14 protein-coding genes are annotated in these 15,444 nt (G+C 53.9%); 10 read left to right on the top strand and 4 right to left on the bottom strand.

Annotation, left to right across the window (positions count from 1 at the left end; genetic code table 11):
• The first annotated feature begins 18 nt into the window (after positions 1-18).
• The gene (locus KM934_RS03580) at positions 19-999 is read left to right on the top strand and encodes a GNAT family N-acetyltransferase (RefSeq protein WP_215759265.1); all 981 of its coding nucleotides are present in this window, start codon (positions 19-21) and stop codon (positions 997-999) included.
• Positions 1,000-1,153: 154 nt separating this feature from the next.
• Here KM934_RS03580 and trhA read toward each other — a convergent pair whose 3' ends face one another.
• Together trhA and dgt are read right to left on the bottom strand one after the other, a co-directional pair.
• Positions 1,154-1,810 carry a PAQR family membrane homeostasis protein TrhA gene (trhA, locus tag KM934_RS03575; RefSeq protein ID WP_215759249.1) on the bottom strand — a complete coding sequence of 219 codons (657 nt, stop codon included), beginning with the start codon at positions 1,808-1,810 and terminating at the stop codon, positions 1,154-1,156.
• A gap of 24 nt (positions 1,811-1,834) precedes the next feature.
• On the bottom strand, positions 1,835-3,172 hold the full coding sequence (gene dgt, locus KM934_RS03570; protein WP_215759248.1) for a dGTP triphosphohydrolase: 1,338 nt from the start codon (positions 3,170-3,172) through the stop codon (positions 1,835-1,837).
• A gap of 148 nt (positions 3,173-3,320) precedes the next feature.
• Between dgt and dut the strand changes: the two genes are divergently transcribed.
• From dut to KM934_RS03550, 4 genes are read left to right on the top strand one after another with little or no spacing between them, the layout of a single operon-like run.
• Positions 3,321-3,758 carry a dUTP diphosphatase gene (gene dut, locus KM934_RS03565; RefSeq protein ID WP_215759247.1) on the top strand — a complete coding sequence of 146 codons (438 nt, stop codon included), beginning with the start codon at positions 3,321-3,323 and terminating at the stop codon, positions 3,756-3,758.
• Positions 3,759-3,777: 19 nt separating this feature from the next.
• The gene (locus KM934_RS03560) at positions 3,778-5,550 is read left to right on the top strand and encodes a tetratricopeptide repeat protein (RefSeq protein ID WP_215759246.1); all 1,773 of its coding nucleotides are present in this window, start codon (positions 3,778-3,780) and stop codon (positions 5,548-5,550) included.
• Positions 5,547-6,434, top strand: coding sequence for a DUF4292 domain-containing protein (locus KM934_RS03555; RefSeq protein WP_215759245.1), 888 nt, complete (start codon positions 5,547-5,549; stop codon positions 6,432-6,434). Before KM934_RS03560 ends, KM934_RS03555 begins: the two co-directional genes overlap by 4 nt.
• Positions 6,435-6,489: 55 nt before the next feature.
• Positions 6,490-8,331 carry a murein hydrolase activator EnvC family protein gene (locus KM934_RS03550; protein WP_215759244.1) on the top strand — a complete coding sequence of 614 codons (1,842 nt, stop codon included), beginning with the start codon at positions 6,490-6,492 and terminating at the stop codon, positions 8,329-8,331.
• A gap of 353 nt (positions 8,332-8,684) precedes the next feature.
• Here the strand turns inward: KM934_RS03550 and KM934_RS03545 are convergent, their stop codons facing one another.
• Positions 8,685-9,767, bottom strand: a complete 1,083-nt coding sequence (locus tag KM934_RS03545) for a M20 family metallo-hydrolase (protein WP_215759243.1) — start codon at positions 9,765-9,767, stop codon at positions 8,685-8,687.
• A gap of 158 nt (positions 9,768-9,925) precedes the next feature.
• Here KM934_RS03545 and KM934_RS03540 point away from each other — a divergent pair, with 158 nt between their 5' ends.
• From KM934_RS03540 to KM934_RS03525, 4 genes are read left to right on the top strand one after another with little or no spacing between them, the layout of a single operon-like run.
• A complete protein-coding gene (locus KM934_RS03540; protein WP_215759242.1) occupies positions 9,926-11,734 on the top strand; it encodes an AMP-dependent synthetase/ligase in 1,809 nt (602 codons plus the stop codon).
• A gap of 58 nt (positions 11,735-11,792) precedes the next feature.
• Positions 11,793-12,917: a peptide chain release factor 2 gene (gene prfB, locus KM934_RS03535; RefSeq protein WP_215759241.1), complete on the top strand. Its 1,125-nt coding sequence runs from the start codon at positions 11,793-11,795 to the stop codon at positions 12,915-12,917.
• A 43-nt stretch (positions 12,918-12,960) separates the two neighbouring features.
• Positions 12,961-13,146, top strand: coding sequence for a hypothetical protein (locus KM934_RS03530; RefSeq protein ID WP_215759240.1), 186 nt, complete (start codon positions 12,961-12,963; stop codon positions 13,144-13,146).
• Between the two features lie 2 nt (positions 13,147-13,148).
• Entirely contained in the window at positions 13,149-13,661 is a 513-nt protein-coding gene (locus tag KM934_RS03525; RefSeq protein ID WP_215759239.1) for a CYTH domain-containing protein, read from the top strand.
• On the opposite strand, the gene KM934_RS03520 is transcribed toward KM934_RS03525, so the two are convergent.
• Positions 13,561-13,917, bottom strand: coding sequence for a VanZ family protein (locus tag KM934_RS03520; protein WP_252344874.1), 357 nt, complete (start codon positions 13,915-13,917; stop codon positions 13,561-13,563). The genes KM934_RS03525 and KM934_RS03520 overlap by 101 nt on opposite strands.
• A gap of 158 nt (positions 13,918-14,075) precedes the next feature.
• Here KM934_RS03520 and KM934_RS03515 point away from each other — a divergent pair, with 158 nt between their 5' ends.
• Positions 14,076-15,434 carry a sodium-dependent transporter gene (locus KM934_RS03515; protein ID WP_215759237.1) on the top strand — a complete coding sequence of 453 codons (1,359 nt, stop codon included), beginning with the start codon at positions 14,076-14,078 and terminating at the stop codon, positions 15,432-15,434.
• Positions 15,435-15,444 lie beyond the last annotated feature (10 nt).

Here is a 15,444-nt window from a genome sequence, read left to right as displayed (position 1 = left end):
CCCGTATAAGAGATTATGATGGAAGAAGAGATTTGTCAACCAGTCGGCAAGGATCTGCTCAAGGCTGAGTTGACCCATGAGCGTGAATTGAGGACAACAAACAAGAGCCACAACGAGATTTATGTGGTTACGGCCAAGAACTCTCCCAACGTGATGCAGGAGATAGGAAGGCTCAGAGAGGTTGCTTTCCGAACAGCTGGCGGAGGAACGGGAAAGGCGGCAGACATCGACGAGTTCGACACCATGGACGACGGGTGCCGACAACTCATCGTTTGGAACCCGGAAGCTGAGGAAATCATCGGTGGTTACCGCTATCTGTTCTGCGATGATTGGCGGATCAACAACGACGGGCAACCGCAGGTGGCCATGGCCCACATGTTCCATTTCTCCGATAAGTTTATGAACGACTATGCGCCCAACACCGTGGAGCTCGGTCGTTCGTTTGTTGCGGTCGACTATCAGAACGTGCGTAAGAACACCAAGTCGATTTTTGCGCTCGATAACCTGTGGGATGGCCTCGGAGCCCTGACGGTCATCAATCCACGATGCAAATATTTCCTGGGAAAGATGACCATGTACCCCTCGTTCAACCGTCGTGGGCGCGACATGATACTCTATTTCCTGCGCAAACACTTTGGTGACAAGGATGGCCTCATAACACCGATCGAACCGGTGGTTTTTGAGACTCCCGAGGAGGAACTGAAGGCTATCTTCTGCGAGGACGACTTCCGAGCCGACTACCGCATCCTCAATCGCAACGTGCGCCAGCTGGGCTACAACATCCCGCCGCTGGTGAACGCTTACATGAACCTCTCGCCCACCATGAAATTCTTCGGAACGGCCATCAACCACGAGTTTGGCGAGGTGGAGGAAAGTGGCATACTCATTGCCGTCGATGAGATTTTCGAGGAGAAGCGTGTGCGCCACATCAATAGTTTTGTGGAGGAGCACCCCGAGGCGCTCAACTTCCCCGGTCGCCCCAACACGGTGATGCTCTAAGCAGAGACCGATGGGATTGGGTTGAGAACCTAACGCATAACACATAAACAACCGCAGGGCCATTCCTGTCTGTGCGATCATGGCACAACGATGGGAATGGCCCTGCGGCTGTTTGGGGAATGTGCCCGTGGGCGTTTCGCGATGCGGTTTGCGTTTATAGGAACTTCATGAGGATGTCCCACACGGCGATGATGTGGCAAACGGAACCCATCAGCACAAAGAAATGGAACACCGTGTGCATGAAGCGGCGCCGGTTCAGACTATAGAAGATCGCGCCCGTGATGTAGCTCACGCCCTCGCCGATGATCCACCAGAACGATGTGCGCGGCAGGGCGTCGATGAGCGGCTTGAAGGCAACGAGCACACTCAGGCCCATCACCACGAAGCAGATGGTCTCTACGTTGCTGTGGCCCTTCAGGCCGCGGAAGCTCACGATGGTGCCCGCGATGGCCGCCGACCAGATGAAGATGAACAGGGTCCAACCCCAATAGCCTTGGTCGCGCAGGCAGATGAGCGTGATGGGCGAGTAGGAACCGGCGATGTGCCAGTAGATGGCGGCGTGGTCCCACTTGCGCAAACGCTCCTTCCAAGGCGACCAGGCGCTCAAGGCGTGGTAAACCGTGGAGGCGATGTACGAGCAGATCATGCCAAAGAGATAGAGAATGATGCCCGCCGTGGCCCAACCGTTGCCCACCTGGAAGCACCAAACGAGGAAGATGGTGCCGAAGACGATGCCTAAGGCTATGCCGCCGGCATGGCTCCAACTGTTCCATAACTCTTCCTTGTGATTGAAGAAAATGCGCCGTTTCATCGTGTTTTTTGTCGTTAAGGGTGATCAGACGATAGGCAATGCGATGCCTTCTATCTTTTGGTAAATGTCGAGCGCGTAGATGTCGGTCATGCCGCTGATGTAGTCGAGCACGGCCATGATGCGGGTCTCCAGGTGCGGACTGTTGATGTCGTACTGGCTGCTGAACCTGCTGATGAGTTGTTGGGAGTGGAACTTCTCGGGGTGGACAGCCGCCGAGATAAGCGTCTCCATCAGGGTCTCCATGATTTTGTAACCGCTCAGCTCTACGTCGAGCACCGGTTTGCTGCGGTAAATCTTGGCGCGCGACAGTTCGACGCAACGCTGGTAAGCCTCGCGCAGGGGCGTGTCGATGTGCTTGATGAGGCTTCCGGTGAATGTGCCTTGCAGAATCTCGTCCTCGTGATTTACAAACGTGTTGACGCAGGCGTGCTCCAAGGCGCCCACCACACAGGCTCGCATGTAAACCACCTGTTCGTTGCGGTCGGTCACGCCCTCGTCGTCGAGGCGCCGCAGGATGTTGGCTTGGCCCTCGGCGTCGAAGAAGCCGAGCAGCAGGTTGCGCGTCTCCTCAAACGAGAGGATCTTCAGTTTGTGTGAGTCCTCTATGTCCATAATCTCGTAACAGATATCGTCGGCGGCCTCCATCAGGTAAACCAGCGGATGGCGCGCGTAGCGAAGAGGCTCGCCGGGGGCGGAGAGACAAATAAGGCCCAATTCATCGGCAATTCTCTGGAAGCTCGAAGCCTCCGACTCGAAGAAGCCAAACTTGCCGTGAGCGCCGGCGTGCTGGCTCGAGAAGGGGTATTTCACGATCGACGCCAAAGTGGAGTAGGTCATGACATAACCGCCCGCGCGGCGCCCCACAAACTGGTGGACCAGCAGGCGGAAGGCATTGGCGTTGCCCTCAAAGTGGGTGATGTCTTGCCAAATGGCGTCGCTCACCTCGCTGCGCAACGTAGAGCCGGGACCCTCGGTGAAGTAGGTCTGGATGGCCTTCTCGCCCGAATGGCCGAAGGGTGGGTTACCCATGTCGTGGGCGAGGCCCGCCGTTTGCACAATCGTTCCTATCTCCTCAAACAGCGTGCCGCGAAGCTCCGGGTGCTTGTCCGTCAGGCGGCGCGCCACGTCGTCGCCCAGCGACTTGCCCAGCGACGACACTTCCAATGAGTGGGTAAGGCGGTTGTGGACGAAGATGCTGCCCGGAAGGGGAAACACCTGCGTCTTGTTTTGCAAGCGACGGAAAGGGGCTGAGTAGATCAGACGGTCGCCGTCGCGCTTAAATTCGGAGCGGTCGTCGTGGCGAAGGGCATGGCGCTTCTCCTGCCCAAAACGCTTGTTGGAGATGAGTTGGGTCCAGTTCATGTTGGTTCTTGTTTCAAATCACAGCACGCCAAAGTGTTGAGACTGTGAGGGTTGGTTTGGCAAAGTTACGTTTTATTTCTCCATTTTTCGCCTTTTTAATAATTAAAAAGTATATAAGTGGACGGAATTTAGTAATTTTGCAATTGTTATGTTGAATATCAAAGTAGTCAATACTGGCCACCAGCCGCTTCCGGCTTACGCCACCCATCAGAGCGCAGGTCTCGACCTTCGCGCCAACCTGTCAGAGCCCATCGTGTTGCACCCCTTGGAGCGAGCCCTCGTTCCCACGGGCTTGCACATCGCCTTGCCCGACGGCTACGAGGCTCAGGTGCGTCCGCGCAGCGGATTGGCCCTCAAGCATGGCATCACCGTACTCAACACACCGGGAACCATCGACGCCGATTATCGCGGTGAGCTCAAGGTATTGCTCGTCAATTTCTCCAACGACGACTTCGTGGTGAACGACGGCGAGCGCATCGCACAGATGGTGGTGGCGCGTTATGAGCAGGTGCAGTTTGAGACCGTAAGCGTGCTCGATGAGACGGAGCGCGGCGAAGGGGGCTACGGCCATACGGGTGTGAAATAATGGAGGAGCATAGGCGTTGATGTGTAAACGAGCAAGATATTACCTGTTGTTGGCCATCGCTGTTGTGGCGATGGGTGGGCAAATTGTGTCGGCGGCAAGTAAGAAAAAGGCGAAGAAACCGGTCGTTTTGGCCGTTGCCGACACGCTGAGCTACAACGACAGTAGAAGGTACAACTATTTCTTCTTGGAGGCTGTAAGGCAACAAGGGGCGGGGCATTACGCTGCCGCATTCGACCTCTTGAACCATTGTCTCGACATCAACCCCAAGGCGGCCGAGGCTTACTTCCTCAGGGCGCGCTACTTGTCGATGTTGCGCAAAGACTCGTTGGCGCTCAACGATCTTGAGAAAGCGGCCAGTCTGCAACCGGGAAACGCCATCTACCAAGAGAAGGTGGCGCAGTTCTATATCGGAATGGGCAATTTCGACAAGGCCACCAAGGCCTATGAGCAGCTCTATGCCAACAATCGCGACCGGAGCGATGTGCTCAATGTGCTTGTCCAACTCTACCAACAGCAGAAGGATTATGGAAAGATGATCGAGGCCATCAACAAGATGGAGGAGCTGGAGGGCGTCGACGACCAGTTTGAAATGGCCAAGATGAACGTCTATGAGATGATGGGCAACACGCGGAAAGCTTACCTAACCTTGAAGCGTTTGGCAGATAGCCACCCCAACGACAAGACGTTTACCGTCATGTTGGGCAATTGGCTCATGCAGCATAAGATGCGAAAGGCGGCTTATAAGCTCTTTGCACAGACCTTGAAAGAGGAACCCGACAACACCTATGCGCAAAGTTCCATGTACGATTATTACCGCTCGTCGGGCAACGACTCGCTGGCGCGGCAGATGATGGACCACATACTCTTGGGTAAAAACACGCCGGCTGATAGCCGCATGCAGTTTCTCAAGCAGGCCATTCAGGAAAATGAGCAAAAGGGTGGCGACTCCATGCAGATCATCCATCTATTGGATCGGGTGAGGCAAGTGGTGCCCAAGGATGTGCAGGTGGCCGAGATGCGCGCGGCCTATTTCCAAATGAAGAAGATGCCGACGGCCGTGGTCGACTCGGCGTTGATGCAACTTCTCGACATCGCCCCCGACAATGCCTGGGCACGGTTCCAACTCGTCCAAAGCAAATGGGCGACACAAGATTGGAAACTGGTGGCCTCTTTGGCGGAGCCGGGAATGCTGTATAACCCCGATGAAATGGCCTTTTATTATTTCACCGGACTCGCCAGGTTTTACCAGGAGGACGACAAGGGAGCGTTGGATGCCTTCCAGCGTGGAACCGTAGAAATCAACGACAAGAGCAATCCCGACATTGTGAGCGACTTCTATGCCATCATGGGCGATATCTATCATAGCCAAGGCGAGAAGGAAAAGTCGTATGCGGCTTACGATAGTTGCTTGCAGTGGAAGCCCGATCATATCGCTACGCTCAACAACTACGCTTATTTCCTGTGTACCGAGGGTGGAAACCTGAAGAAGGCGGAGGAGATGAGCGCCAAGGTGGTGAAAGCTGAGCCGACCAATGCCACCTACCTGGATACTTACGCTTGGATTCTCTTCTGCGAGGAACGGTATGCGGAGGCGAAGTTTTACATGGACGCCACATTGAAGAACGATACCGATTCTGCCGTTAGCGCCGCCGTGCTCGAGCATGCGGGCGACATCTATATGAAGGTGGGAGAGAAGGAACAGGCATTGGAATTTTTGCAAAAGGCCATCGAGGCTGGTGGCGACAAGGATGCGTTGACACGTAAAATGAACTTATATAGGAAAGAGAAATGAAAACGTCATTATTCAAAATATGTCTGATTTGCGCACCGTTGGCTTTGGCTTCGTGTGGCGCAAAGAAATCGTTGGTGAAGGATAACGCAACTGTACCCACAACGCAGGCGACGCACAAGCATGCCGAAGAGATGCAGTTGGCGTTCGTGCAGAAGGTAAGCGACCAAAAGGTTTACGCCAAAAACATTGTCAGCGGTCTGTCGTTCACGGCCAACATGGATGGCAAGAGCATCACCCTGCCGGGTGCCCTCCGCATGCGCCGCGATCAGGTGATACGCTTACAGATCTTCATTCCGTATATCGGAACGGAGGCCGCGCGCATCGAGTTTACACCCGATTATGTATTGGTGGTCGACCGGTTGCATAAGCAATACGTCAAGGGCGACTACAATCAGCTCGATTTCTTGCGTAACAATGGCTTGAGTTTCTATTCCTTGCAAGCCTTGTTCTGGAACCAACTGATGTTGCCGGGAACCAATCGCGTGAGCGAGGGAGACCTCGCGAAATTCGACGTTAACCTCGATGGAATGGGGCAAAATGTGCCTATTATGCTGAAAAATGGTAATCTTGCCTTCACCTGGCAGGCCAATCGAAACAGCGGATTGATAGCTCAGGCGGTGGTGGCTTATACCAGTCGTTCGCAAGGCAACTCGACGCTTACGTGGAAATACGATAACTTCAAGGCATTGGGAGCCAAGAGCTTCCCGGCCACGCAGGAGTTCTCGTTTGCCACCAACGCTACTAAGCAGGCGCGAAAGGCTACGGTCAAACTGGCGTTAGACGCCCTGAAGACTTCCGACGACTGGGAGACCAATACCGTGGTGTCGAGCAAATATAAGAAGGTGGAGGTCCAAGACATCCTCGGTAAGCTGTTGGAGATGTAAGCCCTGAGGGGATAAGTCTTAGTAATGTAATCTTTGCCGCTTGAAGAAAGATAGAATGAGAAGATTTTTGTGCATCATGTTGAGCCTGGCCTTGGTGATGGTTGCCGGGGCGCAGACCAAGAAAACGAATACGGCCCGCAAGCAAACGCGCACCACAACGGTGCAGCGAAAGCGGACGCAAACGGTTCGCAAGAAGGCGCAACCGGTAAAAAAGAAGACGCAGACGAAGCAAGCCTCGACGGCTAAAAAGCAAAACAACGCGGCGCGTTACTCCAATGCGTCGATCCGTGGACTGCAAAACCAGCGCGCGGCCATTCAGAAGAAGATCCGAGAACAGGAGAAGGCGTTGAAGGCCAACAAGGAGGATGTGGCCCAGCGTTTGAAGAACCTGATGGCCATCAATGGTGAGATCGACCAACGGCAAAAGAACATCGACAACATCCAAACGGACATTAAGCATATCGAAGGCAACATCGGCATCCTGAAATCGCAGCTCGCCACGTTGCAGTTGCAGCTGAAAGACCGACAGGCACGATATGTGAAGTCGATGCGATACATGGCTCGACATCGCTCGGTGCAAGACCGATTGATGTTCATCTTCTCCGCAAAGAACTTTGCTCAGATGTATCGGCGTCTGCGCTTCGTGCGCGAATATGCCCAGTATCAGAGGGCGCAAGGTGAGGCGGTTAGGGCCAAACAGAACCAGGTGACGCAGAAAAACACGCAACTGGAGAATGTGCGGGGCCAAAAGAACAACCTCCTTTATCAAGGTAAACAGGAGAAGGAAAAACTCGAGGGCAACAAGAACGAGCAGCAGCAGATTGTCCAAGGATTGCAAAAACAACAGAAAACCATTCAGGCTATCATAGCCGAGCAGCATAAGAAAGACGCCGTTTTGAACGCCCAAATCGACCGATTGGTCGAGATTGAGGTGCAAAAGGTGCGTGAGCGTGCCGCCGCCGAGGCCAAGCGTAAGGCCGCCGCGGCTGAGGCTGCCAAACGAAGGGCGGCTGAGATTGCGCGCAAACAGGCTGAGGCCAAGCGGGCCGCCGAGGAGAATGCGCGGCGTATCGCTGAGGCAAAGGCACGTGAGGAACGCCTGAAAGAGGAGGCTCGCAAGGCTGCTGCCGCTGAGGCGGAGGCACGTCGGGCACGCGCTGAGGCTGCCGAAGCGGCCAAGGCAAGGGCTCGTGAGCAAGCGCTGGCTGAGGAAAGGGCTCGCCAAAAGGCTACGGCTCGTGAGCTGGCGAGAAGCGCCGCAAAGGCCGAGGCTGCCGCAAAGGCCGCCGCCGACAAGGAGGCTGCTGCCCAACGAATGGCCGCCGAGGCTGCTGCCCGTAAGCAACGGGCTGAGCAGGCTGCCCGCGAGGCTGAGTCGGCACGACTGGCTGCCGAGCGTAAGCAGAAGGCCGACGTAGCCCGTGCCAGGGAGGAAATTGCCGACGCGAAGGAAAATGCGGAAGAGATGGTGAAGTTCTCGTCTGTCGACCGTATGATGAACAGTGGCTTTGAGGCCAACCGTGGACGCCTTCCCATGCCCATCACGGGTAACTATAAGATCGTGAGTCACTTCGGACAATACCAGGTGGCCGGCCTGAAGGGTGTGACGCTCGACAACAAGGGCATCAACATCATGGGTGGCGCAGGTTGCCAGGCACGTGCTGTCTATGACGGCGAGGTGAGTGCGGTCATTGGCTATGGTGGCAACATGGTTGTCATGGTGCGTCATGGCGCATACATATCTGTCTATTGTAACTTGAAGTCGGTTAGCGTTAGCCGTGGCCAAAAGGTCAGTACCCGACAAATATTGGGTACTGTTGGTTCCGACCATATCCTCCAATTCCAGTTGCGTAAGGAACGCGCCAAGCTGAATCCTGAGTCTTGGCTTGGGCGCTAAAGGGCCAAACCGTATCAATAGGGAAAAGGCGCAAACCCTTCATTTTTGACGATTACATCGTTCTTTTCTGCGATAAAAGGATGTCCTTAAGGGGAATCGGAATCTAAAAACGCAAGGGGCGCTCATCGCATTTGTGATGAGCGCCCCTTGCGTTTCTTATGTTTCTTCCTTGCGTTTCTTATGTTTCCCACTTTCGCTTCTTGGGATTTGCCCTTGCGTGTCTTATATATCCTCCTCGCACTTCTTATGTTCCAAACAGACTTAGGTTGTTTGTGAGTCTTGCGCTGAGGATGGTGAATTATCGCTTTTGTGCCAAGTCGGCTGTGGAGAGGTTCTTGCTTTTGCGATGACGGCTATTCTTGGGAAGATGTGTGACGGATGTCGCGACCGTCGAGAAGGCTGGTATAGGTGTCGAAGGCATGCTCCATTTCGCTAATTTTCACGAATTCATCGGCGCTGTGACTGCGCGAAGACTCGCCCGGACCAAGCTTGAACGAAGGGAACGGCATGAGCGCTTGGTCGCTCAGAGTGGGCGAACCGTAGGGCGTCATGCCCATGTTGACACACGCTCTCACCAACGGATGGTCGGGGTCGATGTGCGAAGAGTGAAGGCGGAATGAGTGTGCTTGGACATCGCACTTCACGTTTTGCTGGATGATGTCGTACACTTCCTCGTTTGTGTAATACTCGTTGGTTCTCACATCCACCAACATTTGGCATGTGTCGGGTATGACATTGTGCTGCGTTCCCGCATGAACCACCGTCAGCGTCATCTTTGTTGGGCCGAGGAATGGGCTTACCTTGTCGAACTGATAGTCGCGAATCCATCGCATGTCGTCGAGCGATTCGTAGATGGCGTTGACACCTTCGTTGCGCGCAGCGTGCCCACTCTTGCCATGTCCGATGAGGTCGAGTACCATCAGCCCTTTCTCAGCGATGGCTGGTTGCATGCCTGTCGGCTCACCCACGATGGCCACATCCATGTGGGGCAATAATGGAAGTACGCGGCTGATGCCGTCTTTGCCTGATATTTCTTCCTCGGCCGATGCCAAGTAAATGAGGTTGTAGGGCTGCGGTCTAAGTGATAAGAATCGAAAAACCTGTAGGAGCGTGGTCAGTCCGCCCCCGCAATCGTTGCTTCCCAGGCCATAGATCCGGTCGTCCTCGACGCTTGCCCTGAATGGGTCGCGAGTCCATGAAATGGCCGGTTTCACCGTGTCGATATGAGCGTTGAGCAGTAAGGTCGGTTTCTGCTCGTCGTATCCATCGGCCATCAGCCACAGATTGTTGGCCTCGCGATGAGGTGCGAGACCGTAACTCTTCATCCGTTGCTCCATGAGGTCGGCCGCATCTTTCTCCTCTCGGCTAACGCTCGGTGTGTTAATCAAGGCGCACAGCAAATCGATGGCGTCTGTTACATAATCCTGATGTTTCATAACGCAGGCAAAATTAAGAAAAAACACCAAATTATTTCCTACTTTAAGGAATATTCTTTAACTTTGCATGAAATAAGAGTAGTGCGCTGATTGAAGACCGCGTGTCCTCGGCTCAGCGTCTGCTTGGACTTTGCGTAAAAATTAAAAGCCTATCCATCATGCAGAATTTAAGTCATCTCTCTGTGCTCATCCATGAGCAGGCTAAGAAGTATGGCTCGCGCCCCGTTCTGACTTTCCGTAGTTTTGGAAGTCTGAAATGGAAGACAGTTTCCTGGAATCAGTTTTCTTTGCGCGTGAAGCAAGTGAGCAATGCCTTGTTGAATCTTGGCATTAAGCCCCAGGAGAAGATAGCGGTGTTCTCGCAAAACTGCATCCAATATCTCTATACAGATTTTGGAGCGTACGGAATTAGGGTAGTGTCCATTCCTTTTTATGCAACCAGTTCCGAGAGCCAAATACAGTACATGATCAACGACGCCGAGGTAAAGTACCTGTTTGTTGGCGAGCAAGATCAGTACGATAAGGCTCATCGCATATTCCCTTTGTGCCCTTCGTTGGAGCGAATCATTATCTTTGATGAGAGCGTGCGCGTTAGTTCGCACGATCCCAACGCCATTTATTTCGAGGACTTCCTGAGGTTGGGCGAGGGCCTTCCGCGCCAGACGGAGGTCGAAAAGCGTTGGGCCGAGGCCAACGAGGACGACGTTTGCAACATCCTTTATACCAGTGGCACCACAGGAGCGAGCAAGGGCGTTATCCTGAACTATCGTCAATACAATGCCGCCATAATTGCCAACGGCAAGTGTGTGGGCGTCTCCGACAAGGACCGCGCTATCAATTTCTTGCCTTTCACACATGTGTTTGAGCGTGGATGGTCGTATTTGTGTCTTTCCGTGGGTGCCCAACTCATCATCAATACTTATCCAAAGGAAATCCAAGACTCCATGCGCGAGACCCATCCCACATGTATGTCGAGCGTGCCTCGCTTCTGGGAGAAGGTTTATCAGGCCGTGAAGGCCAAGATGGATGAGGCCAGTGGTGTGCAGCGCAAGCTCTTCAACCACGCCCTTAGTGTTGGTCGCCGCCACAACATCGAGTATCTTGCCAATGGCAAACGTCCGCCTTTGGCCTTGGCTCTCGAGTATAAGTTGGTTAACAACACGGTGCTCAGCATTGTCCGTAAGCAACTGGGCCTGGAGCATCCCAATATCTTCCCAACCGCTGGAGCTTACGTCTCGCCCGAAGTGGAGCAATTTGTCCATTCCATCGGCATAACGATGATCGTAGGCTATGGCCTCACAGAGAGTTTGGCCACCGTTTCGTGCGACCGCCCCAAGCAAAAATACACCATTGGTTCTGTGGGAAGACTCATTGATGGCATTGAGCTGAAGATTGGCGAGAACGATGAGATCCTGCTCAAGGGTCCCACCATCACTCCCGGCTATTACCACCGCGACGAAGCCAATGCGCAATCATTCGACAAGGATGGCTTCTTCCATACTGGCGACGCCGGCTACATGAAGGATGGTGAGCTCTTCCTTCGCGAGCGCATTAAGGACCTCTTCAAGACCAGCAACGGTAAGTATGTGGCACCTCAGATGGTCGAGTCGATGCTGTTGGTCGACAAGTATGTTGATCAGGTGGCCGTCATTGCCGACCAGCGTAAGTTTGTTTCGGCGCTCATTGTACCCGAGTTCCATCTTATCGAAGAGTGGGCACGCGAGCATGGCATCGCCTTTGAGAACAACGAAGAGCTATGCGCCAACCCGAAGGTTCACGACATGATGATGGAGCGCATTGCCACGTTGCAGCAGTCGTTGGCGGGCTATGAGCAGATCAAACGTTTCACCTTGTTGCCCCATCATTTCTCGATGGAATCGGGCGAATTGACCAATACGCTGAAGATGCGTCGCCCCATTATCTATAAGAACTACAAGGACGTAATCGATAAGATGTACGAGGAATAGGCCGATGGTGCCCAAGCCACACCCCGCCCATTGTCTCATTATGCAAGAATAACAAACGATGATAACAGCAGATCAATTGAAAGATGTGATGGACCGCGCTGAAAAGCTCCATCATTATCTTAATATCGACCAAAAGAAAGTGGAGTTTGAGGAGGAACAGTTGCGCACCCAGGCTCCCGATTTCTGGGACGACCCCAAGCGGGCACAGGTCCAGATGAAGAAAGTCAAGGACATTGAGAAATGGATTAAAGGCTACCAGAGCGTTCGTCAGAGCGCCGATGAGTTGCAGTTGGCTTTCGATTTCTATAAGGAGGAAATGGTTACCGAGGAAGAGGTCGACGCCGATTACGCCAAGGCCATCCATGCCATCGAGGAGCTTGAGCTGAAGAACATGCTCCGCCAGGAGGAAGATTCGATGGACGCCGTGATGAAAATCAACTCTGGCGCGGGTGGCACTGAGGCACAAGACTGGGCCCAGATGCTCATGCGCATGTATATGCGTTGGTGCGAGGCCAATGGCTACAAGGTTACCATCACTGACCTTCAGCCCGGTGAAGAGGTCGGCGTGAAGAGCATGACCATGACCATCGAGGGTGGCGAGTATGCCTACGGCTTCCTGAAGAGCGAGAATGGTGTGCACCGTTTGGTGCGCGTGTCGCCCTATAACGCCCAAGGCAAGCGCATGACCAGCTTCGCCAGCGTCTTCGTCACACCGCTTGTCGACGACACCATCGAGGTGTATGTCGATCCCGCCAAGGTCAGTTGGGACACCTTCCGCAGTTCCGGCGCCGGTGGACAGAACGTGAATAAGGTGGAGTCGGGTGTCCGATTGCGCTATCAATACGAAGACCCCGACACGGGTGAGAAGGAGGAAATCCTCATTGAGAACACCGAGACGCGCGACCAGCCCAAGAACCGCGCCAAGGCCATGCAGCTCTTGAAGAGCCAGTTGTACGACCGTGCGCTGAAGAAGAAGCAAGAGGCCCAGGCCAAGATCGAGGCAGGCAAGAAGAAGATCGAGTGGGGAAGCCAAATCCGCAGCTATGTCTTCGACGACCGTCGCGTGAAGGACCATCGCACCGGCTATCAGACCTCCGACGTCGATGGCGTGATGGACGGCAAGATCGATGGCTTCATCAAGGCCTACCTCATGGAGTTCCCCACCGAGGAGGAGGCTCAGTAGGCCCTATGGTTTGCATCACTAAAAACCTTAAAATATTGAAGATATGAGTAAAAAGAAAGTAGACAAGCATCCCGTAGTGCACGAGGTGAACCAGACGGCTCGTCCTCGCAAGCGTCAGAATCATGAGCAAAAGCAGAAGGATAAGGGTGAGGTCGTTGTCAAGTGGATATTTGGCGTCCTTTTCGCACTTTCCATCCTTTATATTATTTGGTCAATGTATATTGCATAAAAATGAGTGGACTTGAGATAGAACGCAAGTTTCTCGTTAAGAAAGGCGACGCTTACAAAGGCGCCGCCTTTTCTTGTAGCCACATCCAGCAAGGCTACATCCCCGCTGAAGGGGCCACGGTTCGCATCCGCATCCGCGACGAGAAAGGCTACCTGACCATAAAGAGTCATAGCACCAATGGCGGCCTGAGCCGTTATGAGTTTGAGAAAGAGATCAGCCTTGATGAGGCCACGCACCTGATGGCCTTATGCCGAGGAGGCGTGGTCGACAAGCATCGCTGGCTGGTGAAGAGCGGTTCCCACACGTTCGAGGTCGACGAGTTTCATGGCGCCAACGCCGGTTTGGTGGTGGCCGAGGTGGAACTTGGCAGTGAGGACGAATCCTTCGAGAAGCCCGATTTCATCGGTCCCGAGGTCACGGGCGACGTTCATTTCCGCAACTCGCACCTTCTTTCCGACCCTTTCTGCAACTGGCGACAGCTCGTGCCAGAAGCATACCAAGGCCCTGACCAATAAGCACGCCGATGCCGTCGGCCAACCAGTCGACGACATCGCCACTTCGTTGTCCTCCCGTGCAAGTGGCCTGCACCACCTCGATGAGTCCACCCATGAGCAGGGGGATGATGAAAGCCCAAGTGCGCAGAAACCGCTTGTTGATGGTGTGACGATTGAAGGCGTGCTCAGTCCACACCACCGCACACAGGCCGCCATACATCACGAAGTGGGTCCACTTGTCGATCATGCTGATGCCGTCGAGTGGCGTTTCGGGCATGGGTATGAGGCAAAGCACCCAAATAACGGTTACGCATATCCAAGAGAATGGGTAACATCTTAAAATATCATACGGATTTTTCATTTTTACTTTCACTTTAATGCAAAAGTAGATAATATTTTGTAATTTTGCAAGCGTTTAATGATGAAAAGGTTAGTATGTTAGAAGAAAGAGCAAGCTTTGGAAGTAAGTTGGGAATGATCCTTGCCACCGCTGGCGGGGCGGTTGGCCTGGGCAACGTTTGGCGTTTTCCTTACATGGCCGGACAGAACGGAGGTGCCGCCTTTATCCTTATATATATAGGTTGCGTGTTGCTGTTGGGCATTCCCTGCATGGTGTCTGAGTTTATCATAGGTCGTCATGGCGCTTCCAACACCTATCGCGCTTATTCGAAGATGTCGCACGGCAACGCCTGGAAGTTTGTGGGATTGCTGGGCGTTCTCACCGGTTACCTCATCACTGGCTATTACGCCGTGGTGTCGGGCTGGTGCCTCCAGTACATCTACGCGTCGGTTGCCGGACAGTTGCATGGCGACCCCTCGTTTGTGAAAAGCTATTTCCAATCGTTCTCCACCGACCCCATCCGTCCCATCATTTGGCTTGTAGCCATTTTGCTCATCACCCATTTCGTCATCATCCATGGCGTTCGCGGAGGCATTGAGAGGGCCTCCAAGTTGCTCATGCCCACCCTGTTCGTCCTGCTGTTGGTCATCGTTGTGGCCTCGTGCATGCTTCCCGGCGCCGACAAAGGCATCGATTTCCTGTTCAAGCCCGACTTTGGCAAGGTTGACCGCGGCTTGTTCCTTGGCGCCCTGGGCCAGTCGTTCTATTCGTTGAGCATCGCCATGGGTTGCATCTGCACCTACGCCTCTTATTATACCCGCCAAACCAACCTGCTGCAATCGGCCGTGCAGATCTCGGTCATCGACTCGTTGGTGGCCATCCTCGCCGGCCTGATGATTTTCCCCGCCGCCTTCTCGGTGGGCGTCAACCCCGACAGCGGTCCGTCGCTCATCTTCATCACCCTTCCCAACGTGTTCAACCAAGCCTTCGCCAGCATGCCCATCCTGGGATGGGTCATCTCGTTGTTGTTCTATGCGTTGCTATCGTTGGCCGCCCTCACCTCGCTCATGTCGCTCCACGAAGTGAGCACCGCGTTCTTCTATGAGGAGCTCCACATCACCCGCGATAAGGGCGCCGTCATCGTCACCGTTACCACCATCATCATTGGAGCGTTCTGCTCGCTCTCCTTAGGGCAGTTTGATGGTCTGCGCATAGGCGACAAGTCGCTCTTCGACGTGTTCGACTTTGTTACAGGCCAAATCTTCCTTCCTCTTGGCGGATTTCTCACCTGCCTGTTCCTGGGCTGGTTTGTTCCCAAGCGCTTGGTGAAAGACGAGTTTACCAACTGGGGCACCGTTAGCGGCCGCTTCTTTGGCGTCTTCCTTTTCTTGGTACGCTTCGTGTGCCCGTTGGCCATTCTCAGCATATTCCTCCATCAGTTCAACGTAATATAACCGGCGCCTT

The sequence above is a fragment of the Hallella faecis genome (genome assembly GCF_018789675.1).
Classification (GTDB): Bacteria; Bacteroidota; Bacteroidia; order Bacteroidales; family Bacteroidaceae; genus Prevotella; species Prevotella faecis.
This window is presented reverse-complemented; position numbering and strand designations above follow the sequence as displayed.

What these genes read in the sequence shown, in the direction of transcription:
- KM934_RS03580 (WP_215759265.1), top strand. Translation starts at nt 19, where the DNA reads ATGGAAGAAGAGATTTGTCAACCAGTCGGCAAGGATCTGCTCAAGGCT.
- trhA (WP_215759249.1), bottom strand. Translation starts at nt 1,810, where the DNA reads ATGAAACGGCGCATTTTCTTCAATCACAAGGAAGAGTTATGGAACAGT.
- dgt (WP_215759248.1), bottom strand. Translation starts at nt 3,172, where the DNA reads ATGAACTGGACCCAACTCATCTCCAACAAGCGTTTTGGGCAGGAGAAG.
- dut (WP_215759247.1), top strand. Translation starts at nt 3,321, where the DNA reads ATGTTGAATATCAAAGTAGTCAATACTGGCCACCAGCCGCTTCCGGCT.
- KM934_RS03560 (WP_215759246.1), top strand. Translation starts at nt 3,778, where the DNA reads ATGTGTAAACGAGCAAGATATTACCTGTTGTTGGCCATCGCTGTTGTG.
- KM934_RS03555 (WP_215759245.1), top strand. Translation starts at nt 5,547, where the DNA reads ATGAAAACGTCATTATTCAAAATATGTCTGATTTGCGCACCGTTGGCT.
- KM934_RS03550 (WP_215759244.1), top strand. Translation starts at nt 6,490, where the DNA reads ATGAGAAGATTTTTGTGCATCATGTTGAGCCTGGCCTTGGTGATGGTT.
- KM934_RS03545 (WP_215759243.1), bottom strand. Translation starts at nt 9,767, where the DNA reads ATGAAACATCAGGATTATGTAACAGACGCCATCGATTTGCTGTGCGCC.
- KM934_RS03540 (WP_215759242.1), top strand. Translation starts at nt 9,926, where the DNA reads ATGCAGAATTTAAGTCATCTCTCTGTGCTCATCCATGAGCAGGCTAAG.
- prfB (WP_215759241.1), top strand. Translation starts at nt 11,793, where the DNA reads ATGATAACAGCAGATCAATTGAAAGATGTGATGGACCGCGCTGAAAAG.
- KM934_RS03530 (WP_215759240.1), top strand. Translation starts at nt 12,961, where the DNA reads ATGAGTAAAAAGAAAGTAGACAAGCATCCCGTAGTGCACGAGGTGAAC.
- KM934_RS03525 (WP_215759239.1), top strand. Translation starts at nt 13,149, where the DNA reads ATGAGTGGACTTGAGATAGAACGCAAGTTTCTCGTTAAGAAAGGCGAC.
- KM934_RS03520 (WP_252344874.1), bottom strand. Translation starts at nt 13,917, where the DNA reads ATGCCCGAAACGCCACTCGACGGCATCAGCATGATCGACAAGTGGACC.
- KM934_RS03515 (WP_215759237.1), top strand. Translation starts at nt 14,076, where the DNA reads ATGTTAGAAGAAAGAGCAAGCTTTGGAAGTAAGTTGGGAATGATCCTT.